Source organism: Moorena sp. SIO4A5, assembly GCF_010672005.1.
In the GTDB taxonomy this organism is placed as follows: Bacteria; Cyanobacteriota; Cyanobacteriia; order Cyanobacteriales; family Coleofasciculaceae; genus Moorena.
In genome coordinates, this window is sequence record NZ_JAAHHZ010000033.1 from 36541 (window position 1) to 61920 (window position 25380).

18 protein-coding genes are annotated in these 25380 nt (G+C 44.8%); 8 read left to right on the forward strand and 10 right to left on the reverse strand.

All coding sequences use genetic code 11. The features are described 5' to 3' along the window. Nucleotides 1–92 precede the first annotated feature (92 nt). Nucleotides 93–671 carry a Uma2 family endonuclease gene (locus F6K57_RS12340; RefSeq protein ID WP_293025633.1) on the reverse strand — a complete coding sequence of 193 codons (579 nt, stop codon included), beginning with the start codon at nucleotides 669–671 and terminating at the stop codon, nucleotides 93–95. Between the two features lie 151 nt (nucleotides 672–822). Between F6K57_RS12340 and F6K57_RS12345 the strand changes: the two genes are divergently transcribed. Continuing rightward, nucleotides 823–1101 carry a LapA family protein gene (locus F6K57_RS12345; RefSeq protein WP_293025635.1) on the forward strand — a complete coding sequence of 93 codons (279 nt, stop codon included), beginning with the start codon at nucleotides 823–825 and terminating at the stop codon, nucleotides 1099–1101. 11 nt (nucleotides 1102–1112) lie between these two features. Here F6K57_RS12345 and F6K57_RS12350 read toward each other — a convergent pair whose 3' ends face one another. Both F6K57_RS12350 and F6K57_RS12355 read right to left on the reverse strand, forming a co-directional pair. Further along, complete coding sequence (locus F6K57_RS12350; RefSeq protein WP_293025637.1) at nucleotides 1113–1778, reverse strand: hypothetical protein; 666 nt, start codon at nucleotides 1776–1778, stop codon at nucleotides 1113–1115. 1096 nt (nucleotides 1779–2874) lie between these two features. Then, nucleotides 2875–3063 (reverse strand): hypothetical protein, encoded by a 189-nt coding sequence (locus tag F6K57_RS12355; protein WP_293067883.1) that lies wholly within the window; start codon nucleotides 3061–3063, stop codon nucleotides 2875–2877. Between F6K57_RS12355 and F6K57_RS12360 the strand changes: the two genes are divergently transcribed. Together F6K57_RS12360 and F6K57_RS12365 are read left to right on the forward strand one after the other, a co-directional pair. After that, the gene (locus F6K57_RS12360; protein WP_293067886.1) at nucleotides 3048–3272 is read left to right on the forward strand and encodes a hypothetical protein; all 225 of its coding nucleotides are present in this window, start codon (nucleotides 3048–3050) and stop codon (nucleotides 3270–3272) included. The genes F6K57_RS12355 and F6K57_RS12360 overlap by 16 nt on opposite strands. Nucleotides 3273–3290: 18 nt before the next feature. Then, the gene (locus F6K57_RS12365) at nucleotides 3291–3428 is read left to right on the forward strand and encodes a hypothetical protein (RefSeq protein WP_293025643.1); all 138 of its coding nucleotides are present in this window, start codon (nucleotides 3291–3293) and stop codon (nucleotides 3426–3428) included. Here the strand turns inward: F6K57_RS12365 and aroB are convergent. The 7 genes from aroB to F6K57_RS12400 form a co-directional block, all read right to left on the reverse strand. Further along, nucleotides 3397–4521 (reverse strand): 3-dehydroquinate synthase, encoded by a 1125-nt coding sequence (gene aroB / locus F6K57_RS12370; protein WP_293067889.1) that lies wholly within the window; start codon nucleotides 4519–4521, stop codon nucleotides 3397–3399. The two genes, F6K57_RS12365 and aroB, sit on opposite strands and share 32 nt — an antisense overlap. A gap of 161 nt (nucleotides 4522–4682) precedes the next feature. Continuing rightward, nucleotides 4683–7070 carry an ATP-dependent Clp protease ATP-binding subunit gene (locus tag F6K57_RS12375; RefSeq protein ID WP_293067892.1) on the reverse strand — a complete coding sequence of 796 codons (2388 nt, stop codon included), beginning with the start codon at nucleotides 7068–7070 and terminating at the stop codon, nucleotides 4683–4685. A 143-nt stretch (nucleotides 7071–7213) separates the two neighbouring features. After that, on the reverse strand, nucleotides 7214–8848 hold the full coding sequence (locus F6K57_RS12380; RefSeq protein ID WP_293025648.1) for an HlyD family efflux transporter periplasmic adaptor subunit: 1635 nt from the start codon (nucleotides 8846–8848) through the stop codon (nucleotides 7214–7216). Nucleotides 8849–9287: 439 nt separating this feature from the next. Next, nucleotides 9288–12263 (reverse strand): peptidase domain-containing ABC transporter, encoded by a 2976-nt coding sequence (locus tag F6K57_RS12385; protein WP_293067949.1) that lies wholly within the window; start codon nucleotides 12261–12263, stop codon nucleotides 9288–9290. A 476-nt stretch (nucleotides 12264–12739) separates the two neighbouring features. Beyond that, nucleotides 12740–13471 carry a peptidylprolyl isomerase gene (locus F6K57_RS12390; RefSeq protein ID WP_009149356.1) on the reverse strand — a complete coding sequence of 244 codons (732 nt, stop codon included), beginning with the start codon at nucleotides 13469–13471 and terminating at the stop codon, nucleotides 12740–12742. A 733-nt stretch (nucleotides 13472–14204) separates the two neighbouring features. Beyond that, nucleotides 14205–15119, reverse strand: a complete 915-nt coding sequence (locus tag F6K57_RS12395; protein WP_293067953.1) for a PEP-CTERM sorting domain-containing protein — start codon at nucleotides 15117–15119, stop codon at nucleotides 14205–14207. 191 nt (nucleotides 15120–15310) lie between these two features. Next, nucleotides 15311–15847, reverse strand: a complete 537-nt coding sequence (locus tag F6K57_RS12400; RefSeq protein ID WP_293037434.1) for a hypothetical protein — start codon at nucleotides 15845–15847, stop codon at nucleotides 15311–15313. Nucleotides 15848–16697: 850 nt separating this feature from the next. On the opposite strand from F6K57_RS12400, the gene F6K57_RS12405 reads away from it, so the two are divergent. The 5 genes from F6K57_RS12405 to F6K57_RS12425 all read left to right on the forward strand — a co-directional run bounded on the left by F6K57_RS12405 (nucleotide 16698) and on the right by F6K57_RS12425 (nucleotide 25278). Continuing rightward, complete coding sequence (locus F6K57_RS12405; RefSeq protein WP_293067957.1) at nucleotides 16698–18155, forward strand: phospholipid carrier-dependent glycosyltransferase; 1458 nt, start codon at nucleotides 16698–16700, stop codon at nucleotides 18153–18155. A 528-nt stretch (nucleotides 18156–18683) separates the two neighbouring features. Beyond that, entirely contained in the window at nucleotides 18684–19910 is a 1227-nt protein-coding gene (locus tag F6K57_RS12410; RefSeq protein WP_293067960.1) for a glycosyltransferase family 4 protein, read from the forward strand. A gap of 141 nt (nucleotides 19911–20051) precedes the next feature. Next, the gene (locus tag F6K57_RS12415; RefSeq protein WP_293067963.1) at nucleotides 20052–21497 is read left to right on the forward strand and encodes a glycosyltransferase family 4 protein; all 1446 of its coding nucleotides are present in this window, start codon (nucleotides 20052–20054) and stop codon (nucleotides 21495–21497) included. 84 nt (nucleotides 21498–21581) lie between these two features. Continuing rightward, nucleotides 21582–23801, forward strand: coding sequence for a polysaccharide biosynthesis tyrosine autokinase (locus F6K57_RS12420; RefSeq protein ID WP_293043379.1), 2220 nt, complete (start codon nucleotides 21582–21584; stop codon nucleotides 23799–23801). After that, complete coding sequence (locus tag F6K57_RS12425) at nucleotides 23785–25278, forward strand: O-antigen ligase family protein (protein WP_293043376.1); 1494 nt, start codon at nucleotides 23785–23787, stop codon at nucleotides 25276–25278. The genes F6K57_RS12420 and F6K57_RS12425 overlap by 17 nt, the downstream gene beginning before the upstream one ends. Nucleotides 25279–25380 lie beyond the last annotated feature (102 nt).

The window sequence follows — 25380 nt, forward strand, 5'->3', positions numbered from 1 at the left end:
TGATAACTGTACTTTTGGAGAAACTATCTAGATTTGCCCACCCTACCCAACTGATAACTGAAAGCTGACAGCTGATAACTGAAAGCTGATAGCTAAATCTGCCGACGAAACGCTCTAATCGCTTCTCCCGCATCGGTTTCCGCCATCAAAACACAGCGTCTGAACCAATCAAGATCCAATTCACTCAGTCCAGGTAGCAAGCTACGCTCGATTGGGACATAACTACCATCAGTAAGATGATAAAGCTTTAGTAATCCATCTTCCCAAAACCAAACCTCTGGAACACCTAAAGCTTGATACCGTTCTAACTTACTGATGCCACCACTGCTAAAAACTACTTCAATGGACAAATCTGGAATCGGCTTAACACTACCGATGCAGTAAGACTCGTCAGCTTGGGCAGAGGCGACGCCTTCTTTTTCCTGAGTCATGGAACGAGTTGGCTGAAAGAAAATACCCTTTTCCGTCAGAAAGGTTGTGATTAAGTAACCGATGATACTGGCAAAAATTTCGTGTTCCCGTCCTGGCATCAGAATCTCGATTATCCCATCATAGTAGAACAGCCGTACTCCAGGAGAACCATCAAATCCCTTCTGGATGAACTTAAACTGTTCCCAGGTGCCATCATGGACAATGCGTTGATCGGTGGTTTGGTCGAGTAGTGGGGGCATCCCTCTCACCTCGGGCTATTCTTACCAGCAATTGTGGCACAGGGTTGGCAAGCCAGATCAACCTGTTGACGGAAAAAGGGATTCTATGGGCTACTGTGCTAGAAAAAAGAAGACATAGAGTCACACTAGTCACCAGAAACTAGTAACCATAATGAACTATTCCCATATCAGAATTCTTGGCTTACTTCTGACATCTCTGATAGTTGCGATTTGGATTAGTGCGATCGCTATTTTCTCGATCCAAAATATCACGGAAGTATCCGTGAAGTTTTTAGTCTTCGAGTCAATTGATCTGCCAATCGGTGTTGTCTTGGCTGTTAGCGTTGGTATTGGTCTTCTTGGGGGAGCGATCGCACCTCTAGTGTGGCAGCTTTTGGGGCAATCCTGGAAATTCCGAGACTCTGAGGATGACCTATATTACGATGACTAGACGTGGAGAATCTATTCGTAGTCGATCCGGTCATAAAGTCTATCATCATATTGATGAGACATAAACTCAGAGCGCCGTCTCGCTGGTAGGGAAGGAGGAACACTAGAGTAGGGGTGTTGGACGACGTAAGTTGTACGAGGAGGACGCTGTGGTCGTGAGAGCAAGGCTAACCCCCCAATCACAACGGCACCACCACCAATGGTTACGGCCATACCGCCAAGTCCCCAAAGTATGCCTGACATCAGGGTATTTGCCGTTTGATTAGTGGTTTTACGATTAGGGATTAGTTGCTCAGGAGCCCTGATCACACTGGCATCAACCTGAGCAGTTAGATTGTCTAGCAGTAACTGCTGATTGTGAAGTTGGGCTTTGAGCTGTTCAGTTTCAGCTCGTTGTTGCTCAACCATAGCTTTGAGCTGCTCAGTGTCCCGCCGCTGCTGTTCAACATTGAGCATATTATTTAAATTATTATTTAAATTATTTAAGTTCGGTGAAGCTAGAGCCTGGTTTGGCTGTTGATCTGTGTAAGGGGAATTATAGGGATTGTTAGGGGAAATTTGGAAGGGTTGGGAAGAGGGAAGGTTATTCGCCACCATATTGCCTCCTCCTTTGAGGAGAAACAAAGCTGCCATACCGGCAAAGGCAGCCCCCGTCAGGAATGCCATACCATCACTCATTAATATTGCCTCTCAACTGGAACCGAATTACAACGAATTGCCACTACTGCTAAGGTCGCATATTTTTTAGCTTACGGCAAAAGAAGCCCCTGACATTTTAACGCGCAGCATAATAAGTGTGGGATTAATTTTTCACAGGGTATGCATGGAATTGCTATAATATATGTACTGGTAAACAAAGCCGTTCGCGTAGCGTGGCCTACGGCCTTAAATGCTGGTTTGTCAGGACAACAGTCTTAAAAAAAACACCAAGAAAACAGAGCGGCAGCGATGCAGCGCGGTCTTGGGGGTTTCCCCCACTCGCTATTGCATCAAGAGAGGGCAGTCCGTTCTTAAAGCCCAGCGCCTCCTAAGCAATAGCCGGATTGGCGCTTGTTGCCTACACTGAACCTGAAAGGTCAGTTTAGGAGCTGTCACTTAATTTCACCCTTAACGTTGGGCAATAAGCCCTGTGCCCATAGTTTTGGGGAATTTTGGTGTAACAATTGCAACCATACCCTAAATTGAACAAGATGAGTGACCCATTCCCCCACCACGAGAACGCAGGTGGGGGTCTGAGAACTGCCTATTGTGGTATAATTGGTTTAGCTTGAGCGGTACGGTAAAGGACAGAACAAGATTCTGAGCAACCTAGAGGCACGACCTCTCAACGCCAGGGAAAACAAACCTGTAAATCCTGTGTAGTCGGTTTATATACGTCAGACTCTAGGTAAAATTTTCTAATACAAGCCCCATAGCGGAAACGACTTGGGGGAGAAGTCCAGCAAAAGTCCTGGCTTTTCGGCGCGAATGCCGCCTGTCGCGAGGGATAAACCCTTGTAATCAAGACGGACACCCCCACCTCCCGTAGCAGTTGGGGGGAGCATTCATAACTAGATTGCGGCCAATGTCTACCCTAGCTCATTTTCAAAATTTTGCGATTTCTCGATCAACTTTCCCTAATTGCTATGGATAATGGTGTGGGCAAATCCTTTCAGCCCCCTAGGGTAACCTGAAGATAGTCTTACCCAGTAAGGAATTGAGTGACATGAGGGGTAAAACCCTTTAGCCGATTATCAATGGTTTCATAGCATCTTCGATAGATGTTAATAACAAGTTACCAAACCTTGACATTTGAGTTGGGAGTCGGGAATCGGGAGTCGGGAGTTGGGAATCGGGAGTCGGGAATCGGGAGTCGGGAGTCGGGAGTCGGGAGCGGTGCGACCTGTAGCGAATTTAATTCGCCACGGGTCGCACCTGTAGAATGGGCATCTTGGTGGAACTGGCATCTTGGTGGAATGGGCATCTTGCGTGGAACTGGCATCTTGTGTAGAACTGGCATCTTGCCAGTTTCCTCCTTATTTTCGGGCGGGCAGGATGCCCACTCTATATTTTCGGGCGGGCAGGATGCCCACTCTATATTTTCGGGCGGGCAGGATGCCCACTCTATATTTTCGGGCGGGCAGGATGCCCACTCTACTCCTATTCATTCAAAGACTGACGCAACGCCAATAAAACTACCTACTCGCCCCTTTGTCAAAAACCTACCCTTGTAAGCTACTCCCTATTCCCGACTCCCGACTCCCGACTCCCGATTCCCTACTCCCTACTCCCTACTCCCTACTCCCTACTCCCTTTCCTATTGCTGTATTTGCCGAAGGACTTCCCTAATCACATCAGTTGGCACCTGATCTGTCAAGGTTACTTCACCAATCTTGGTAGGCAAAACAAATCTTACCTTACCCTCTTTTACTTTCTTATCAGTTTGCAGGGTATCAATAATCGCATCAATATCTAGCCCACTGGGTAACTGAGTAGGTAGTCCAGCTTTTTTGATTAAAGCATCCTGGCGTTCGGCATCTTCTGGCTGCCACATCTGGAGTGCCACGGCAATCTGGCCTGCGGCTACCATTCCAATCCCTACCGCTTCCCCATGATTCACTAACTTGTAGCCAGTTAAGCTTTCTACGGCATGACCAATGGTGTGACCATAGTTCAAAATTGCTCTGATCCCAGCTTCTTTCTCATCCTGACTAACCACATCTGCTTTAGCTTGGCAAGACCGAGAGAGAATTGTTTCTAATAAATCCTTTTTCAGGTAACGCAATTGGTCAAGTCGCTTCGATTCCTCTAGTTTCACAAATAGCTCTTCATCCCAGATAATCCCATACTTAATCACTTCTGCCATCCCTGCTCGCAATTCTCTGGCTGGCAATGTTTTTAATACCGACGGGTCAATTAAGACAAATCGTGGTTGATGGAAGGCACCGATCAAGTTTTTGCCCTTGGGATGATTCACCCCGGTCTTGCCACCAACTGAAGCATCAACCATGGCCAACAGCGATGTGGGTACCTGAACGAAATTAATTCCCCTTAGCCAAGTGGCAGCAGCAAATCCTGTCATATCCCCAATTACCCCACCGCCCAATGCCACTAGAGTCGAGGAGCGTTCTAGGCGGTTTTCTAGGGCAACATCATAGATCTTTTGGATAGATTTGACAGTTTTGTATCGTTCACCAGCCGGCAGGGTAAGGCTGGATACCTGATATCCCACTAACTCCAAAGCTGCGATCGCTCTTTTCCCATATCTTCGGAAAATTGCTGGATTAGATACCACTAAAACTTTTTTGCCCAACTGTAGACGGCTCATCCAAACCCCAATATCATCTAAGCCACCTGTGGTCATCTTGCCATCAGGAAGGTGTTGTGCGATCGCAATATCATAGGAATGTTCTGGTAGAGCAACGGGAATAACTAACTTCATGAGGAGGAGCCTTTTTCCTGGTTAACTATGGCGCTGTATATATCTACTAAAAATAAAGATGTAGATGTAGATATATATATTAGAGGGATTGCAGGCAACCCCTCTACAGATCCAGCCTTTAAAGTCCAGCCTAGAAGGAAATTTGGCATCACTCCTTAGCACTAGCAAACACCAACTGGTTGCAGCAGCCTTTTTTGGACATTACCAGATAATACCTTGACCTGACCGTGCTCATCCACATCAACAATTGCTGTATCACCCTCTTGAATCTGACCAGATAGCATGGCTTCGGCTAAGCTATCTTCTAACAAGCTCATAATTGCCCGTCGTAGAGGTCTAGCACCATAGCTTGGTTCGTAGCCTGCTGTGACTAAGTGGTCTTTGAATCGCTCTGTGACTTCGAGGGTAATTCCTTTCTCTTGTATAGAGCTAGAGATTTCCTGGAGCAGGATGTCAGCAATTTCCTTAACTTCATTCTTCTTGAGCTGACGGAAGACAATTATCTCGTCAAGGCGGTTGAGGAACTCAGGACGGAAATAGTCTTTGAGATTTTCATTGACCTGAGTGCGGATCTGGTTGTACCTAGATTCATCTTGGTTATTTGATGACTCAAAGCCAAAAGCACTACCTCCTTTTTCAATCACTTTAGAACCAATGTTGGAGGTCATGATTAATATTGTGTTCTTGAAATCTACAGTACGACCTTTAGCATCGGTTAAGCGACCATCATCTAACAGTTGCAACAGTACATTGAAAACGTCAGGGTGAGCTTTCTCGATTTCGTCAAATAGTACCACCGAGTAGGGCTGGCGTCGGACAGCTTCGGTAAGTTGACCACCTTCGTCGTAACCCACAAACCCTGGAGGAGAACCAATCAGCTTGGAAACAGTGTGGGGTTCCATATATTCCGACATGTCAAGGCGAATCATCTTGTCTTCTGACCCAAACAGGTAGGAAGCCAAAGATTTAGCCAGTTCTGTCTTACCAACTCCAGTCGGACCAGAGAAGATAAAGCTAGCAATCGGTCGATTGGGATCCTTTAATCCAACTCTTGCCCGACGAATTGCCCGAGACACAGCAGTAACAGCTTCGTCTTGACCAATGATCCGCTCGTGCAAGGTTTCTTCCAAGTGCAGCAGCAGAGCTGATTCAGATTCCGTCAGTTTATTGACCGGTATCCCAGTCCAAGACGCTACAATCTGAGCAATGTCTTCTTGATCCACAATCGGAATAGTTGGAGATGGGGATAACTTACCTTCAATTCCCTCACTCTCCCACTCTGATTCTGCTCTAGCCCTTGAAGAAGGCTTTGAGTGCATCAAATGAACCCGACTCCCAGCTTCGTCAATCAGGTCAATGGCTTTGTCAGGTAAATAACGGTCGGAGATATAGCGGTCTGATAATTGAGCTGCAGCCAGTAACGCTTGCTCGGAAATCTGGACTTTGTGATACTCCTCGTAGGTTGAGCGCAAACCATGGAGTATGTCAATGGTATCCTCTACAGAAGGTTCCGAGACCATGACTGGCTGGAAACGACGTTCTAGTGCTGCGTCTTTCTCAATATACTTCCGGTATTCATCCAGAGTAGTAGCTCCCAAGCACTGGAGTTGACCTCTAGCGAGAGCAGGCTTAAGCAAATTAGCCGCATCCATACCCCCTTCTAAGGAACCTGCACCCACTAAGGTGTGAATTTCGTCAATGACTAGGATAATATTCCCCGATTGCTGGACTTCAGACACAACCTGCTTGAGGCGTTCTTCAAAGTCTCCCCGGAAGCGAGTACCAGAAACCAATAAAGCCATATCTAGGCTAATCACTTGTTTGTCTGCCAACAGGTCTGGAACATCTTGAGATAGAATCCGTTGGGCTAGACCTTCTGCGATCGCAGTTTTCCCAACTCCAGGTTCCCCCAGTAAGATCGGGTTATTCTTGCTACGACGACCTAAAATCTGGACCACCCGCTCGATTTCCTGCTGACGACCAACCACCGGATCCAGTTTTCCCTCTGCAGCTAACTTGGTCAGATTAGTTCCAAATTCTTCTAAGGTAGCTTTCTGGTTTTGAGTATTCCCTATAAACGAGGAACCTTGTCCCTTAGCAGTCGTTGCTGCTGTTAATTCTGCTATCGTACTAATGACATGGGTGCGTAATTCTGTTAGGTCTACACCCAGGTTTACCAATACTTGAGTCGCAACGCTGTTCCTGTCTTTAATGATAGCTAGCAACAAATGTTCAGTATCGATGTAGTTGTGTCCAAGTTGCTTAGCTTCCTGGAAAGATTGCTGAAAAACTTCTTTGGCTTTGGGGGTGAAAGGGAGTTCTGAGCTAAACATTCTCGAACCCCGACCCACAGTGTTTTCAACCGAGTAGCGAGCATCTTCGAGGGTAACACCAAAATCACTCAGTACTCTGGCTGCCACAGCTGTTCCTTGTGCAATCAAACCCAACAGCAGTTCCTCAGTTCCTACGAGGCTGTGTCCCAAGCGACGGGTTTCCTCCTGAGCCAGCATGATGGATTTGATCGCTTTATCTGTAAAATGTTCAAACATCCCCGGTTCACCTTACCGAATTTAAGCAGTGGGTGAGACATCACCCTGGTGTAAAGTTTTATGTACTTTACTTCCATCAATGTACCCATCTGTGCTTAAATTCAGCAGTCGGTAGAACCGTAATCTTGAGGAGTGGTTGCCGCCTAACGCATTTTGGTAAAGCTTTCAGTCTTATCCAAAAACATCTCGGTGAAAATACTCATCACTGTTCGCTTACGCACCTGGATATTGGCACTGATAGACATACCCGATTGCAATGGCACTTCTTTGCCATAAGCTTTAATGTACTGTTGATCCAATTTAATTTTGGCAGGGAAAGTATAGTCTTGACGCAATTCCGCAGGATCCGGTGGTAGGGCATCAGAACCAATAGATAGTACCTCCCCTTTGACATCACCAAACTCACTAAAGGGAAAAGAGTCAACTCTGACTTCGGTTTTCATACCTGCTTCCACAAACCCGATGTCTCGGTTGGTCAGATATACCTTAGCAATCAGAGAGCTACCGGGAACAATTTTGAGCACTGGCTCACTGGTATTGGCAACAAAACCAGGAGTTGAGGGTTGCAAATCAAAAACTGTTCCATCAACAGGAGCTCGTAGTTCTTGATAGCTTAGGGTTAGTTGAGCCTGCTGCAACTGGCTATCAATTTCAGCCATCTGTTTATTGTTATCAACAATGCGTTGATTTAATTGACTGATAATGCTAGCTATTTGGGTGTTTATGCTATCAATCCTTTCTTTATTTTGGGCCATCAAATCAGCCAGTTCTCGTTGAGAAGACGCAATGGTATTGAGTAGACTCGCTCTGACCCCAGCAATTTCTTTTTGCAAGCGTTGTTCTTCTTCAATCCTAGCGTTTACCTCAGTTTGGCGATTTTTGACCTCATTTTGCTGCCTCAAGAACTGAATCTTAGAAAAGCCCCCCTGTTCAAACAGGGGCCTGAGGTCTGTCAGAATACCCTGCTCAACTGTTAGGATGTCTCTGCCATTGGCAAGTTGAATCTGATTCTGTTTCAGCTGTTCCTGTAGGGAGCCAATTCTACTCTCAAGTTCAGCAATCCGAGCGTCAAGTGCAGCAGTACCATATTGTAAACGAATTCGTTGTTCAGGGTTAAGATTAGCCCTAGAAGAACCTCCACTAAGTTGAGCGCGATAAAGTCCAATTTCTGACAGTAGCGTGTTTCGACTAGCGATCAGAGAAGGCAGTTGTGAGGACAGTTGTATATCCATACCTGGTGGTGGTACAGGTGGATAATTAGGATTACTAATTGCAGCTTGATAAAACTGGTTTTCTCTGATTAAGGTAGCCCGGCGTTTATTGAGAGACGTGAGTTGAGCCTGAGTAGCTTTGGGCTCAAAGGAAAGGAGCAAATCCCCTTCTTTAACCCGCTGTCCTTCCTTAATATGAATTTTTGTTACCACTCCACCCACAGGAGCTTGGACTTCTTTAACCGCACCTTGTGGCTCTAGCTTGCCCCGGGCGGGAACGGCATAGTCAATTTTGGCAAAGTAAGCCCACACCATACCAAAAGTTGTTAGACTCAACAGTGCCCAGAGAATGGCATGAGACCAATGGGAGGATTGTTCTAGAATAACTGGCTGGTCGAATTCGATGTGACTATTAGAAGCACGATGTCTATCTCGGGTGTCTTGAGGAACTGTGGTTTTGCTAATAGTACCGACAGCACCTATGTTGATTTTTGGATTTGGTTTGGAACGATTGCCATTACCATTGCCATTACCATTGCCATTACCATTGCCATTATATTGGCTCATCGTTATTAGCTCCTGCTATTCGTTAATACTTGGGAAAGTATGAAGTATGAAGTATGAAGTATGAAGAATGAAGTCTAAAGAATGAAGTCTAAAGAATGAAGTATGAAGGATAAAAGATAAAGAACGAAGGATAAAATCTAAATAACGAATAATGTACTAATTATCTGGTTGACTAATTAAATATTTAGTAACTAATAATCACCTCACTCATTGCTCATTTTTATCACTTACTTTAGGGGGAGTTAGCCAAAACTTCTTTCTTTCAATTGATAGCCTCTGTACAACCAACTCCCCGACCACTAGTATTTTTTTATCCTTGAGCCTAGTCTATCCGACACCAAGGGTTAAACCAAATAGCAACTGCCAAGACAATACACACTTCATAATTCTTCATACTTAATCCTTCACCCAATATTGCTTCATGCTTCACCCTTCATAGCTACATTTGAGCATCTTGTTGCATGTAGAGGCAATAGTAACGACCTTTCTGAGCCATCAGTTCATCATGAGTACCTTGCTCTACTATTGAACCCCGATCCATCATCAAAATGATATCAGCGTTGCGAATGGTTCCTAGGCGGTGGGTAATGAACAATACCGTGCTTTGTTGAAAAGCTTCCGCTAGATTTAAACACACTTGCCGCTCGGTGTCATAATCGAGGGCGCTGGTGGCTTCATCTAATATCATTAACTGGGGTGATTGCAAAATCGTTCTGGCGATCGCAATACGCTGTCGTTGTCCCCCGGAAAGACCTGAACCCCTTTCGCCAACGCTGCTATTGTAACCCAAAGGCAATTCCATGATAAAATCGTGGGCCACTGCTATCTTTGCTGCCTGAATAATTTCATCACTGTCTGCATCAGGATTGGTCAGAGCAATATTCTCTTGAACGCTTCCCTCAAACAAGAGGGTTTCCTGAGGCACAATCCCAATCTGACGCCGCAGGGAATAGAGTTCGACTTTCGAGATATCGTAACCATCCACAATGATGCGACCGGACTCTGGAGCATAGAGTCTAGCCAAAAGTTTGGTCATGGTACTCTTACCGGAACCACTTTGACCCACAATCCCTACAAATGAACCGGCTGGAATCTCCACATTAATGTTATTGAGTTGCATTGGTCCACTCTTGGCAAAGCGAAAGGAGAGATTTTCATAGCGAATGTCTCCCCTGACAGAGGGCAAGGGGATATTACCCTGGTCTGCTTCAGTCACTTCTTGGGGTGTATCGACAATGTCACTAAGGCGTTCGAGGGATAGGGCTGTAGACTGGAAGTTTTGCCAAAGTTGGGCTAAACGCAGCAAGGGACTGGTAACGTAGCCCCCAATAATCCGAAAAGCAATCAAGCCCCCTAAGCTTAATTCTCCATTTAGTACTAGATAGACCCCTACCCACAGCACAAGTAAACCAGAGAGTTTGTTCAAGAAGGTGCTCATAGAACTAGCAGCGGTAGAGGTTAGCACATTCTTGAAGCCTTCACTAACATAGCGCCCATATTTCTCTTGCCATTTCCAACGCGATCGCAATTCAATATTCTGGGCTTTAACGGTGGAAATGCCAGATAACACCTCCACTAGATAGGATTGGGTTTGAGCATTCCGTTCTGCTTTAGTGCGTAGCTGTTGCCGGACAATTGGGGAAACGATCAGGGTCAGGAGCATGAACAAAGGAATCACTGACAAAGTCACCAGGGTCAGCACCCAACTAAACATGAACATGACCACGATGTAGATTACAGAAAAGACTGAATCTAACACCACGGTTAGGGCTGTCCCGGTCAAAAACTGGCGGATATTTTCTAGCTCATTGATGCGAGTGGACAACTCCCCAACGGGTCGTTTCTCGAAATAGTTTAAGGGTAAGCGCAACAGGTGGTCGATAATCTCGGAACCGAGAGCCATATCGATACGGTTGGTCGTATCTACAAACAGGTAGGTACGGAGGGTGATTAAAACCCCCTCAAAAACCGACACCACCAACAGTAAAATTCCCAGTACTTGCAAGGTATCGGTACTGTTTTGGGAGATCACTTTGTCAATCAGTACCCGGATAATCAAGGGATAGGCTAGACCCAACAGTTGGACAAAGAAAGAAGCAATTAAAACTTCCGTCAATACCTTGCGGTAACGAACGATAGAAGGCCAAAACCAACTCAGACCAAACCGCTGGGTAGGGGTGTCTTTGGTAGGTTTTAACAGAAGTACCTGCCCGCCTTCTCCCCAGTTTTCTTCAAAATCCTTGGGTTTAAGCTTTTGAATTCCCAGCTGTGGCACCGCCAGCACTATTTGCCGTTCACTGGCTTCATAGAGAATAGCTAAGCTATCGTGCCACAACAGCATCGCTGGGGTCGGTAAACGTTTGATAGCGTGAGCTGGTATTGTTGCGAGTTGGGCAGTTAATCCCATCAGTTCTGCCACTGCACCACAGTGCTGAAGGGAGATTTGACCGGTGCGAGCATGCTGGTTTTTTAGCACCTTCCGTATACTATCTTTGCGGAAAGGCATTTTAAAGTACTTACTCAGCATTTGGAAACAAGCCAAGGATTCCTGCACCGCTCCTTTACCCCGTATAAAGGGGAATTTTGTAGGAGTTGTTTGCTCAGGGTAAATCGTCTCGGGAGCCTGATCCGGTCGGTCTGGAGCCTGGGGAATATCGTCTTGTATACTGGGAATTGTATCGGTAGGCTCAGCCAGGGTTTCCGAGTCAGTGGCGGTTTGCTCAGAGAAAATAGCTTCTGGAATTCCCACCAAGCGCGTTGCGCCATGACCATTGACCTGTAAGCTAGACAATGCTTCTGAACTCAGACAAGACCCTACTGGTAAATTGGCGGCTGCTCCCCCACTCACAAACCATACTCGATTGGGGTCGAGTTGGCTCGACATTTGCTTGCCCCGAGGTAGGTTATAAACTAAAGCGTCTGACCAGGCATACATGGCAAGTGCTTTGAGGTCAGTCTCTGCCTCAGCCCGACGCCCCAACTCTGTTCCCAAAAGATCAAAGATTTCCACTAGACCACAACGGGCTTTGAAGGCATCTGAGAAAGATTTTTCTGTATCTAGCAGCCCTAAGAAGTCAGCCACATTGATGGTGACACAAACCGCTTCCACCGATGCGATCGCAGTTTCACACGGTACTCCCCTGACCAAACTTACCCAGCCAATAATCGCTCCTGGTTGTAGTAATTTGAGGGTTGTGGGGGTTTGACGGCGTTGGTCATAGCCAATCAGACGGGCTTTACCTTGGAATAGAATCGAGACTTGGCCTGGCATTTTATCCCTGACCACAATTGTCTGGCCCATGCGGTAGCGCAACAGTTGGCAACTAGTGGACAGTTTTTGCCGTGCTGTCCTTGACAATTGATTGAACGGCGAAATACCAGCTAGAAACTCTTGAATTGTTGTTGTATAGGTCATTGAGCCTCTTAGGATTTGAGATTAGTTAGCTTAAATTTGAGATTAGTTAGCTTAAATTTGAGATTAGTTAGCTTAAATTTAATAACAGCTTCTCATGGGGTATTTATGAGGATATGCTACAAATACTAGGTCTGTCTTTTATGTAAAGACTCTGTAGAGCACCCTAGGACTTGCTTAGCGCTTCTTTCATTAAGAAATGTAACTAGTTCGCTATGCTATGATGGAAACAGGGAAAATCTATTGAGACTAGCCTTAAACAACAAAAATTTACCAGATCGCCATAGACTACTGATCATTTAGCCACGGCACAGTTTCAGGATTACCATATGTGCAAGCTAGACGGGTTTTCTGGAATCTTCTCCATCTGGCGCGAGATGATCAAACTATTAGCCAAATCCCGCCTATCTTCCCCCAAATCCGGAATCAAAGCCCTCTCTTTAGTTTCTTAAGTTTTGTTTCATAAGAGAGTAAAGTTGTTAATCTAGCGCTGCTAATTGCTGATTCAGTTGCTCACTTAGCCAGGTACTGAAACATTCATTCAGCAGTCGCTGGCGCATCGAATCATCTAACTGCGCTGGCATAAACTTCTCCAAACGCACGATTAACAGCCATTCTCCCAAGCGTGTCGGTGGGAACAGTTGTCCGGGTTGGCTCAGGCGAAGCATTTGGGCTAAAGCGGGGTGAGGTACGCTCAGTTCCACCGGACCGATTAATCCGCCAGTCTGAGCTTCTGGTCCTTGGGAATATTCCCTGGCTAGGTCAGCAAAAGACTCTTCTCCTTCTTGAATCCGGAAATATATTTCTTGGGCTACCCCTGGGTCTTTAGTCCGAATCAGGGAATAAATCACCCGGTCTAATTGTCCCTTCCGTTCCAGAAAATAAGATTCCAGTTTGTGACTCCAGGTTTGTTGTTTGTATTTCTCAATCAGAATACTTCGTACCGCTAGGGCTTCTAATTGAGCTGGATTCATACCACGCTGCTTTAGCCAAGCCTGTTTAGCCGTCTCGTCAATGAGCTGATTTTTTTCCAAGAACTGCTGATAGGCTTGAGCCTTCTCCTCTGGTGTGCAGCTTGCGGTAGCCACTGCCTCGTCAATGATAATCTCACGGATTAACGGTGGCAGCAATTGGTAACCAGCTAGCAGGGGAACAATTTCTTCTGCACTAATAACGCGATCGCCTATTCGTAAAACTGTAGTTGTCCCCATAAGAAATGTTGTGCTATGTGGTAGCGCTAGGTGGATAGGATGGAGATCTTACCCACAGTATATTATAATTCCTAATTTTCAAGCTTCAACAGTACAGTTTTTCCACATTCACGAAAATAGGGTATTGGTAATAGCTAATTGGTAATGGTTACTGGGTAACTGACTACTGATACCACACTACTTGATATCATTGCTTAGTTCAGTAAGGCCATTGATTGTGCCAAGCCCCAAGCAGCTTTTGGTTATTGGTTGAGGGTCAGATCTAAGCTTCTGGGCTGACGGCTAATAGCTGATAGCTGACTACTCGCCACTTGGTATCACTATATATTAAGTTTTCAAAAGATTTGGTAAAGCGAGAAAGTTCTGCTCATTGGACCATTAATAATAACACGAGGAGCACAAGCCCTAGAGCACGGAGCTATTACAAGGCTATTACAAGTTGCGGAGATTGATTTTACGTTGGTCACTGATTAGCATAATAAGTATTATTTCCTAATAACATAACTCTGATTATAGAGCATGTGTAACTTTGTATGACGGTCTTTGGTAATTAGTCTAAGTTAAGAGATTGTCATGCCGTTGGGATAGGCGTGAAGCGAAACTATTGCAGAATATAAATCTGACCTGGCGTTCTGTCATGATTAGAATTACTGAGCAACCAAAACTCGCTCCTTGTCGCTCTAGTTCATTGGTCCGTTGTCTGTAGTCCATTGTTCGCGGGTTTCCCCATTAGCTAGCTCTGTGTTTTACTAGTTCCCTCAAACTTTTTTTTGTGTTTGTTCAACTTACTTCTCACACCTATTGCCCCAAGGGCTAGTAACCCCAATACAGAGGTTGGTTCTGGAACTGAGGTAGGAGGATCTGGTTGTGGAATTGAGGGAGGATCTGGTTGTGGAATTGAGGGAGGATCTGGTTGTGGAATTGAGGGAGGATCTGGTTGTGGAACTGAGGGAGGATCTGGTTGTGGAACTGGGGGGGGATCAGGTGCTTCGAGTCTGACTACATTGACATTATCGATTAGTACTCCTGAATCAAAGGCACCATCTCCCACATCTGTCACACCTATGGTCAGGGTGTAGGTTCCAGAGCCAACAATTGTCTGAGAGTAGGTGCTAAAACCAGTTTCATTCACAAACGGTGTCTTGGAATCAGCTAATACTGAGAACGTATCAGCCAAACCATTCACCTGACCGGAAATTCCCACAAAAGCGAAGTCATTAAAATACTCAGAACCGAAATCATCTGTGAGGAAGTTGTAATCAAAATTAATAACATCTCCTGCTTCTGCTGTAAAGCTAGTTCTGATTGCTGATCCTTCAAACACCTCCCCCTTTCCATTGCCGATCTGATCCAGCGCTGTAATGTCCAGCTCTAGAAAATCGGCTAGCTCCATGAAGTTCTCTTGTTCCTGGGGAAGGAATGTATCTAGCTGGGCATAGAAACTGCCGTCAGTAGGTTTACTACCAAAACCTGCGGTGCGCACAGAAGCACTACCCAATGTTTCCCAGCCCGTAAAATTGTTTTCAAAACTACCATTAGTGATGATGATGGCTGAGGCAGGATTAGTATCAAATAGACTGGCCACACCGATCAGGCTGACAATACCTGTTCTCAAAGAGAAGCACTTGTGGTTTTTAAGGTGAAACATATTTATTATCTTTGTTGAGAACTAGAGATTAGTCATGGGTAGATGCTTCCCAGTTCCAAACTGGATATTTTTTCCGAGTAGACGCTGGAAACCCATCTGACAGTCTTGGGTTAAAGACTGACCGGATTGCTGATTGGTTCCACACGTAACCTCGAAGCTGATCTTGACAATCCTAAATCACCTGTGGTTAATCATCCGATGATAAAATCGCCATCAACTATATCTATAGTTAGATCGTTTGTATCAACATTTTTCAGGGTAGCTAATGTTCTGAAGGGGGTGTTGCCTTGAAGACCATCTCGATCTACTTTAATAAGAGCATGTGAACCAAACTGATCAATTTCCAACTCAATTTTCAACCAATCTCCAAGATTTGCATCTGAATTCAAACCTTGGTTGTGAACAAGATCCCAAAAGAAACCAGAGGTTAGAACCACAATATCTTCATCGTTGGGATCGAAGTTTTCGATGATGTCCGTCCTCTCGGAAAAGTTCTTATACCAGATCACATCAGCATAATTATCAATACCAGGGTTGATATAGTCACCTCCGGGACCTCCGAATAGACTGTCAGCACCCCCTTGGCCGTAGATCTCATCTCGTACAACTTGTTCATCGCTACCTCGGAGGTCGTCATCGTGCTCTGTGCCATTTATTTGATTAATCTCTGTGTCATTTCTTTGATTACTGTTTATGCCATTTTTTTGATTAATAAGTCGTCCGCTCATAAGTGTTTAGTATGTGCTAACTCTGTGGGTTGTGATTGTTTTAATCATTTAATTTTAAGTCATTAGCAGAGGCATAATTTTCTCGTTAATAGAGAAAATTATATTTACTGCTATTGAGGGTTTAGAGTGGCAGCACACCCAGTAATAACTCTCCTCAAAGAGAAAAATATATTTTTCTCTTTGTCCATATAAACCAGATAAATTTTAACTCAAAAACTGGCATAAATAACCGTTTTTTTGATAAAAGGTTTATCCATTAATAATCTTTACCAACAGTTATAAATTCGGGATATTTTGTGTGTAAATTGTGAAGTTATTTGATAATAATAACGCCAGGTCAGTGGTGAGGCCTATTATTAGTTTTTCAATCCAGTTAGAGGAAAATCAGGAATACTTGTCTGATATTTTTTCTAGTTATATCACAATTTTTATCACAATTGTATAGGCAAGAGGGAGAGACGAAGGGAGGATAAGCGTGTCAAAATCATAAAAAGGGTAAAAATTATAATAGGGATAATAGGAATAATAGGGATAATAGGGATAATAGGGATAATAGGGATAATAGGGATAAGTTATACCAATTTCATTTATTCGAGCTACAGATGCTGAGCAGGTATAAGTTACAGGTTGCAGGTGATCAGCTTACAGGTTATTAAGCTAGTGTGCATTTAATTGGCATATTTTATACTTTCTGAATTAGGGAAGGTAGACAAGGGGGGATAAAGGGGCAGTGTTGTCTTTCCACTCTTATCTCTCTTCCCGCTCTTCCCCCAGAAAAGAATTTCTGATCAAGGTCTCCTCTACTCCAGATTGAGTGTGCCATTCACCGATAACCCAAGCCTCGATGGTGATGATTTTGCCAAAAAAGCCGTCTGATTCGTCTATCCCCTGGTTTAGCATTGGCATAACTGCCATTGTTTTACTGTCACTCGCCCTGCGATTTTGGGGACTGGGTCGATTTAATCGCCTGGTATTCGACGAAGTTTACTACGCTATATTTGCCAATAACTACTTAACCGGTACTTCCTTTTTCAATCCCCATCCTCCCCTAAGTCAGTACATCATTGCCATTGGCATCTGGATTGGCTCTCACCTCCCCTTTGGGCAGGATACGGTTAACGACCTGACTGGTTCCTTACGGTCTACCTGGAGTTACCGATGGCTGAATGCCCTGACGGGTTCTTTGATTCCGATCGTAGTGGCGGCTGTGGCTTATCAACTCAATCGACGTCGCAGCTATGCTTTGATTGCTGCTCTGTTCGCAGCTACTGATGGTTTATTCCTGGTAGAATCCCGCTATGCCCTGAACAATATATATTTAGTGATCTTGGGATTACTGGGTCAGTTGTTTTTTCTGCTAGCTCTGAATCATCACAGTGCAAAACGCTGGCTGATGCTAATCCTATCTGGTGTGTTTTTTGGTGCTTCCGCAGCGATTAAGTGGAATGGCTTGTGGTTTTTGTTAGGCATTTATATAGTATGGGCTGTCGCTTGGGTATGGCAATTATTTAGAACTTATTTTGGCCAGAAAACCCGTACTCGCCCTATAGCATCGGGACGCCATCCATTACAGAACCTGACGGAACTGAATGTCGGGCACATCGTGCTAAACTTGGTGATTTTACCAGTTGTCACCTACAGCTTCCTTTGGATTCCTCACTTACTGATGAATCCTAGCCCTGGATTCTGGGAGTCTCAAGTCAAAATTTTAACCTTCCATCAAAATGTGGGCAGTGGCACTGACGTCCATCCTTACTGTTCCAGGTGGTATAGTTGGCTGTTGATGTGGCGTCCGGTTGCTTACTTTTATCAGACTGCTAGTCACACCCCTGAAGCTGTTGCCACTGACTCCCCCTTATCGGCTGGTGCGAGCAATGTAATCTATGATGTCCATGCCATGGGCAATCCTTTCCTATGGTGGCTCTCGACTACAGCAATTTTGTTGCTGCTGCTGCTGTTAACCCAACGGATCTTAGAAGGGGTGGGCTGGAAATCCATACCAACTTCCTATACCTGGATTACCCTCTATTTGATCGTAAACTACGCCGCTAACCTATTGCCGTGGACGAAAGTGACTCGCTGCACGTTTCTTTATCATTATATGGGAGCTTCAGTGTTTTCTGGATTAGCACTGGCTTGGCTAGTTGACCGCTGGCTACACAGTGAGCAAAACCAGTATCGTAGTGCTGGTGTCACCGTCATCTTGGTAGTTGTAGTAGCTTTTATATTCTGGTTACCAATTTACTTAGGTCTACCCTTGTCTGAGTCAGGGTATCACCTGCGGATGTGGTTCCGTTCCTGGATTTAGGGTAATCCCGAGTTGTATTGAATTGAGATGTTGAGCCAGAAGAACAATCAGCTATCAGCGCTCCGTAGAACAGGCGTCTCCCCTGTCATCTGTTGTTTCTGTTCTGTTGCCTGTTGCATTTGCTGAAAAAACCGCTATAGCTACTGTACTCCAAGAAATTCCAACCTGCTGTATGCCCCTCTGAAGTATCCCAATACGTAAGCAATCAGCTATCAGCCATTGGCCACGCTACGCGAACAGTTTTTGAATAAAAGAGGTAAGCATTCCTTTCCTAAGGAATGCTTACCGCAATACTATTGTCCACAATAAATTCACAAAAAATATACAGATACTTGACAGAAACTTCATAGTAATTTTGTGTGAAAAAGAACAGAATTGTGAATAATATACTCTCGAGGCTAGAAAATCCTGCCAACTTGGCAATCCATCTGGTTTCAGGAAAAGTTGAACCCCCTCAAACCAGTGGTTGGCGCAAATCACTCTGATTTTGTTGCCTCAGGCAATTAGTTAAAGTCTCAACTTGAATTCATGCGTAAGCCCATTTTGACGATTTTCTACCAGTTCAATCCATGGAATAGCAGCATCGGTGGCATTCAGACAGTGATCCGCTCCTTCATTAAATATGCTCCGAGTGAGTTTGAGGTGCGGTTGGTAGGAACAGGAGAACCCAAATCATCGACAGGGGTATGGCAAAAGACTGAGTATGCTGGTCGGTCAATCCAATTCATGCCCCTATTTAATATGCTCAATGATAATGTTAGGGGCTTTATACCGACTACTGTCAAGTATACAGCAGCTTTGTTAGGTCGTTGCTTGGCATCTGATTTTATCCACTTCCATCGCCTTGAACCAACTCTAGCAGCTCTCAACTGGTATGGAGATAAGACCCTTTTCATTCACAATGATATTCAGCAGCAGATTGCTGCTGGCACTAGTAAGAAGGCCATGCTATGGCAGTATTTTCCGGCAGGGTATTTTGCACTGGAGCGCTTCCTGATTAAGCAATTTGACCAGATTTATTCTTGTAATACGGAATCAGCAAAATTCTACCAGGAACGTTACCCCGCTGTAGCTGAGCGTGTCACTTTTCTGAAAAACACAGTTGATACTGAGATTTTTTATCCGTTAGAAGCGAGGGAACAGGAGAAGCAAAGGAAACTCCTTGCCCAGCAGCTAGGTTTACCAGAACAGACACGTTTTGTTTTGTTCGCAGGTCGCCTTCATCCCCAGAAAGATCCGATTTTACTGGTGCGAGCGTACGCAGCGCTCAACGACCCGAGTCTTCATCTGCTCATAGCAGGGGATGGAGAATTAGCTGGTGAAGTCCGTTCTGAAATTGCTCGTTTGGCGCTCTGTGAGCGAGTCACCATGCTCGGGTCCGTGTCCTTTGAAAAACTAGCCCAGTTGCACCGGATCAGCAGCGCCTTTGTACTGAGCAGTGCCTACGAGGGTCTTCCTATGGTTGTCCTGGAAGCACTCTCGAGTGGAACACCTGTAGTAACTACCAACTGTGGTGAAACCCCTAGACTGCTCCGTGCTGACAGTGGGATGGTGGCCTACGAAAGAACACCAAATGCGATCGCAAATGCTCTGGGTCATGTATTGCAACATGCCGAGGATTATCCGGCTGTGTCCTGTGTCAGGAATGCCCAGCCCTATGCAGCCCACACAGTCGTCAGCGATGTCTACAAAGACATGTTGCATCGTTGGAAACAGCGCTCTGTGTCATCTACTACTACCGCAGAATGCATTTAAATTAGACTTCTTGCATAAGTAGGGTACTTCCGATCAGGCAATAGGCAATACGGATTGTGGAGACTAGTTTGGGACTTTTGCAAGAGGTCTACTATCCAATGTCTGATTACATCTACCGTTTCTAAAAGAGAATCGCAAATCATGAAAATTGCCGTAATTGGAGCAAAAGGTTTACCGGCTAAACAGGGTGGAATTGAGCGCTGCTGTCAGGAAGTTTATCCCAAAATGGTTGCACAAGGTCACTCGGTAGATCTGTTCGCTCGACCGAGTTATACCCAAACCCCCTGGTTTTCCTCTTATAAATACAAAGGTGTGCAAGTGATTTGCCTACCCTCCTTATCATTCAGAGGGCTAGATGCGTTGACCAGTTCTGCTTTCGCTGCGATCGCTTCAATTATCAAACGCTATGACATTGTGCATTTCCATGCTGTCGGTCCAGCCCTGTTTAGCTGGATTCCCAGAATTACCTCTTCTACAGGGATTGTGGTTACCTGTCATGGATTGGACTGGCAACGAGCTAAGTGGGGCCGACTTTCTAGTAGTATCATCCACTTGGGAGAAAAGGTGGCAGTGAACTATGCCCATGAACTGGTTGTAGTATCAAACAATCTCAAGTCTTATTTTTGGAAAACCTACGGCATTGATACAATTGACATCCCCAACGCCCCAGGGATATATGCTGAGTCAGACCCGAAATTTCCCTATCTTAAATCCCTCTCACTACAACAGGGACGTTATATTCTATTCCTAGGCAGACTGGTACCGGAAAAACGACCCGATTTACTGATAGAGGCGTTTCAATCCCTCAAGCCTAGAGGATGGAAACTTGTTCTAGCTGGTGGTATCAGTGAAATGCCTGAGTTTACCTCGAAGCTGGTCAATATGGCAGCTGGAAATAACGATATACTCTTCACGGGTGAACTCCAAGGATCTCGCTTATCAGAGATCATGCGAGGAGCAGGGATTTTCGTTTTGCCTTCTGATTTAGAAGGAATGCCCCTAGTGATGCTAGAAGCGATGCGGGAAGGAATCCCAGTGGTGGCAAGTGACATTCCGCCACATCGGCAACTTGTTGGTCAAGAGCGAGGTCTGCTGTTCGAGACTGGAAACCCTAACTCCTGCGTTCGTTGTCTAGCCCAAGGCATACAGCAACCTCTGGAGTTGGCAAAAATGGCTAAGAAGGCACAACGATATGTGCAAGCTAACTACAACTGGGAAAAAATCACTGCTGATCACTTAGCCCTGTATGCCAAAGTTACCGACTCACCTGTTGTGATCACACAGCAAACAAACGACTCAATTCAGCAGCCTACCACTGAACTAAAGGTGAGTCTAGGTAAGGAATTCCAGTCAACACTCAAGCCTAAAGCAATGACTATGACACCTGAAAAACGGCAGCGTCTACAAGCTTGTCTACAAGAACTCACTACTCTTCTGTACGAAGAAACGAATTCTCGGGAACAGACTGATGCAGAGAATTTGGAAAAAACCTTACGTAAACAAATCTTAGAACAAGTCAACTTCCAACTTGACCTGTTGTTGTCTAGCAAGCCACAGGAACTCAATAAGGTCCCCCTAGAAAAGTGAACTATTAAGGTAAAAGGCAAATTTAAACTTTAAAATTGCTGCAATTAGCAATTAGCAATTAGCAAATGACTTAAAAAACGTGTAATGGAGACCAGCCTTTCATCTTTAGTATCAGTCTTGAAGCGTCGGTTTTGGCCAGCTCTGGCTACCTTTGCTTCCGTAATTGGTGCCTCGATCGCCTATCTAGTCTATACTTCACCAGTGTATGAGGTGAAAGCAAGGCTAATGCTTGACAATAAACAGGTAAGTGTTTCTCCCTTAGGTCGTGACCTTAGCCAATTGCCTAACCGGGGACCGGGTGGGGCTAACCCAATTGCTAATCAAGCAGAACTGGTTAAGTCCCAACGGATTCTGCAGCAAGCAATTGACCAAGTATTTTCACAATACGTCAGTAATTTAGTGACAAAAATAACTCCTAAAGAACTTAAGAAGGATTTAACAGTCAAAAATATTCCTGCTACTAACATTCTTGAAATCAGCTATCAGAATCAAAACCCGGAATTAGCTACTGTGTTGCTTAATGCTGTTGCCAACGCAATGGTTTACGAAAGTACTGAAGCAATTCGCCAAGAAGCTAGAGCAGTACGGGAGTTTTTGGAGAAGGAGCTTCCTCAGCAACGGGCATTGACTGAAGCAGCAGAAGTGGCGGAGAGCAAGTATAGAAAAAGTAGTGGTTTAGTCTCCTTTAATGAACAAACCGAAAGCTTGGTGGAGAGTCTTGCTAAGGTAGAAGACCAGGAACGTCTTCTGTATGCCCAACTTGAAGAGATCAATGCCCGGCTGAAGGCAATCGAGCAACTAACAGGCTTTAATACTATTAATAATGCCTACGTAGGTGGAAGGGTTGGTCAAGATGAACAACTAGATAAATTACGGGATAAGCTAGCAGATTTGGATTCCGAGTTAGCTACGGTTCGTTCACGTTTTAACGAGAATCATCCCACAGTACTATCGTTGCTGGAAGAGCGAGATGCTATCCGTTCACTCTACAATGATAAAATTGCTACTATTGCCCCCAACCCTCAGACCATAAGCCCTAGCGATGTAGCATCTGATCAGTTGAGTCAGGAGCTTACCTCCAGATATATTATTTCTAACACTGAACAATTAGCACTGGCAGAGAAGCTAAAAGTTTTACAGCGTGAGCGAGCTATACTTCAGAATCATCTTGAGCAACTACCCATTAAACAGCAACGTCTTACGGCATTAGTTCGCCAACGAGAAGAAGCAACTGAATCGTTGAAATTTCTACAAAACAAACTAGAGGAAGCACGGATTGCTGAAGCTCAACTCGTTAGCAATATCCGTATTATTGCTGAAGCTCAAGTCCCCTCCTTACCCAGTGAACCCAATAAGAAAGTGGTGCTAGTACTTGCTACCGCTGCTGGAATTACCCTAGCCATCGGTATTATTCTACTGCTGGAGGTGATAGATAACAAGTTGTACGATGTTTCTGATGCAGAGGTACTGCTGAAACTTCCCAGACTGGGAGTCTTACCGGAAATACCGTTATCTGCTCTGAGTCTTAAGCATCCCGAACAATTTTTGGATGATCTCAGTTTAGTTGAACCTTACCGCCTACTCCTCAAGAAGCTAGAGTTTCGGACTCAACAGAAGTTGAAGCTGATTGTGGTCAGCAGTACGGTTTCTGGTGAAGGTAAGTCAATCGTGGCTTCCCATTTAGCAGCTGTGTCAGCTATGTTATCTCGGCAGACATTAATTATTGATGCAGACCTACGTAAGCCCAAGCAGCATCGGATCTTGGGGGTAACCCCATTGCCTGGTCTGACGGATGTAATTGACAGAGATATCAATCTGTTTGAGACAGTGCAACCCACAAGTATTGAAAACCTCTCAATTTTGACCTCTGGTGGGCTGTTTACTAACCCCTCTAGGGTGCTAGAGTCAGCTTCGATGAAACATCTGTTAGCCAAAGCAGCAACTCATTATGATCTGGTCATCATCGATACTCCACCCATTAGTAGCTGTGCCGATGTTCATACCTTGAGTCGGTATAGTGAGGGATTAGTCATGATTACCCGTCCCAACTTCACACCAAAGGACATCCTACTTCAAGCAGGAGAAGAATTGAAAGAATTGAAAGATAATGGCTTGCCCATACTAGGGGTGGTGATCAATGGGATGACGGCTCAGACTGAAAGATTTTACTCCTATTCCGATCAGAGTTACCAGTCTTTATCCAAATCCCTGAAGCGTTTGAGCGATCTCAATGGTTCCCTCAACAAGTCTGTAGCGCCTGGGAAGTCTGTTTTATCGCGGGGTTCAGATGATGTGGAGCAATAACGGTCCGAGTCGTTTCCCTAACCCTACCGTTTTGGTAGGGTCAGCCGGTGTAGGGGTTGGTATAGTTACAGGGTTACTGGCTGGCATTAATCCCCTTTTACTGGTTTTAGCCCTGGGCGCAGGTATGGTAGCAGTGCTGGTCTACTGCTTTGCCAGCTTTGAGCAAATTGTACTGGGTATGTTAATCCTGCGTAGCTCTCTTGATATTTTCTCAAAGCAACAGTTACCAGCACTATTTGCCATCGGGCTTGATGCTCTAACATTACTCTACGTGACAGTAATGTTATTAACAGGTCGGAGGGTTCAAACTGATAAATTTTGGTGGTTATTTGCTGGTTGGGTAGGGTTACAGGGTTTGTGGGTTATCCTGCTTGCTTTGGGAGGATTAGGACTTGATAGTTCGTATATTTCAGTGAGTATCCGGGAGTGGGTGCGCCTATTTTCATGGCTGATGGTCTACCTGTTGATCATGCAGCTTAAAAACCGAATTCCTCCTGAAAAAATTATCCATATGCTGTTCTTGGCTCTTGTTTTACCACTTACATTAGCCTTGATCCAGATGATCATTCCTTCAGTGTTACCTTCGATACTTTCACCAATTACAAATCACTCTGCCACAATCTCTGGAGGAACATCTCGAATCAGAGGGACTCTGGGTCACCCCAATACCTTCGTTACCTTTATATTGCTATTTATCGGTCTGACCTATTGGAAGTTAAGTCATTCAAAGCAGCGTTTGCTCTGGCTTCTGTTGCTAGGTTTACTCGCCTTTTTCTTTGTGAGTACCAAAGCCCTATTTGGCTTGATGATGTTGGCGACTTTTGTGTTGGTTTTGATTGCCCCTAGATTAAGTCTAGTTAACCTAATCGGTGGGTTGCTATTTTTCGCCCTAGTTATAGGACTATTTGCAAGTTCAGAGTTTGGACAAGAACGCCTCGGATCAATTGCTAACACACCGCTACTCAATCCTGACATTGATATCTGGCGTGCGATTCTGCTCTCGAAGGTAGACCACAACAGTTTTAATTGGCGGCTCGATCAGTGGACTTACTTACTGACGCAATGGCAGCATGTCCCAATCTTGGGTTATGGTCTGGGTTTGAGTGATCACATTAGTACCAATGGTCTTCTTCCCCACAATGATTATGTCCGGAGTCTGGTAGAAGGTGGGTTACTGGGTCTAGGGACTTTTTTAGCTTTTCTCTTTGCTCAGTTTGTGCGTCTTGTTCAGTTACTTCGGTATGCACCTGCTGGAAGTGGACAGCGGGATTTGTGTTTTATCCTGTTGGCAACTCTTATGGCTATACCTGTAGGGATGATTACCGAGAACATCTGGAGTCATACCAATTTCTTTTTCTACTGGTATACCTTGTTGGCAATTGCAGGTTGGAACTGGCAGAGGCGTCCACCTTCTGATAGTACTGTTGTTACTAGTACTTTAAAACCAACTCGGTTCTCAACTAGAGTTGGCAACTGAGGGTTAGTAATTTTAGTGTTTTAATTTTAGTGTTTTAACTTTCGTGTTTTAACTTTAGTTTTTTAACTATTTAGTGATCTAACTAGAAAACTTAGGAGTTTA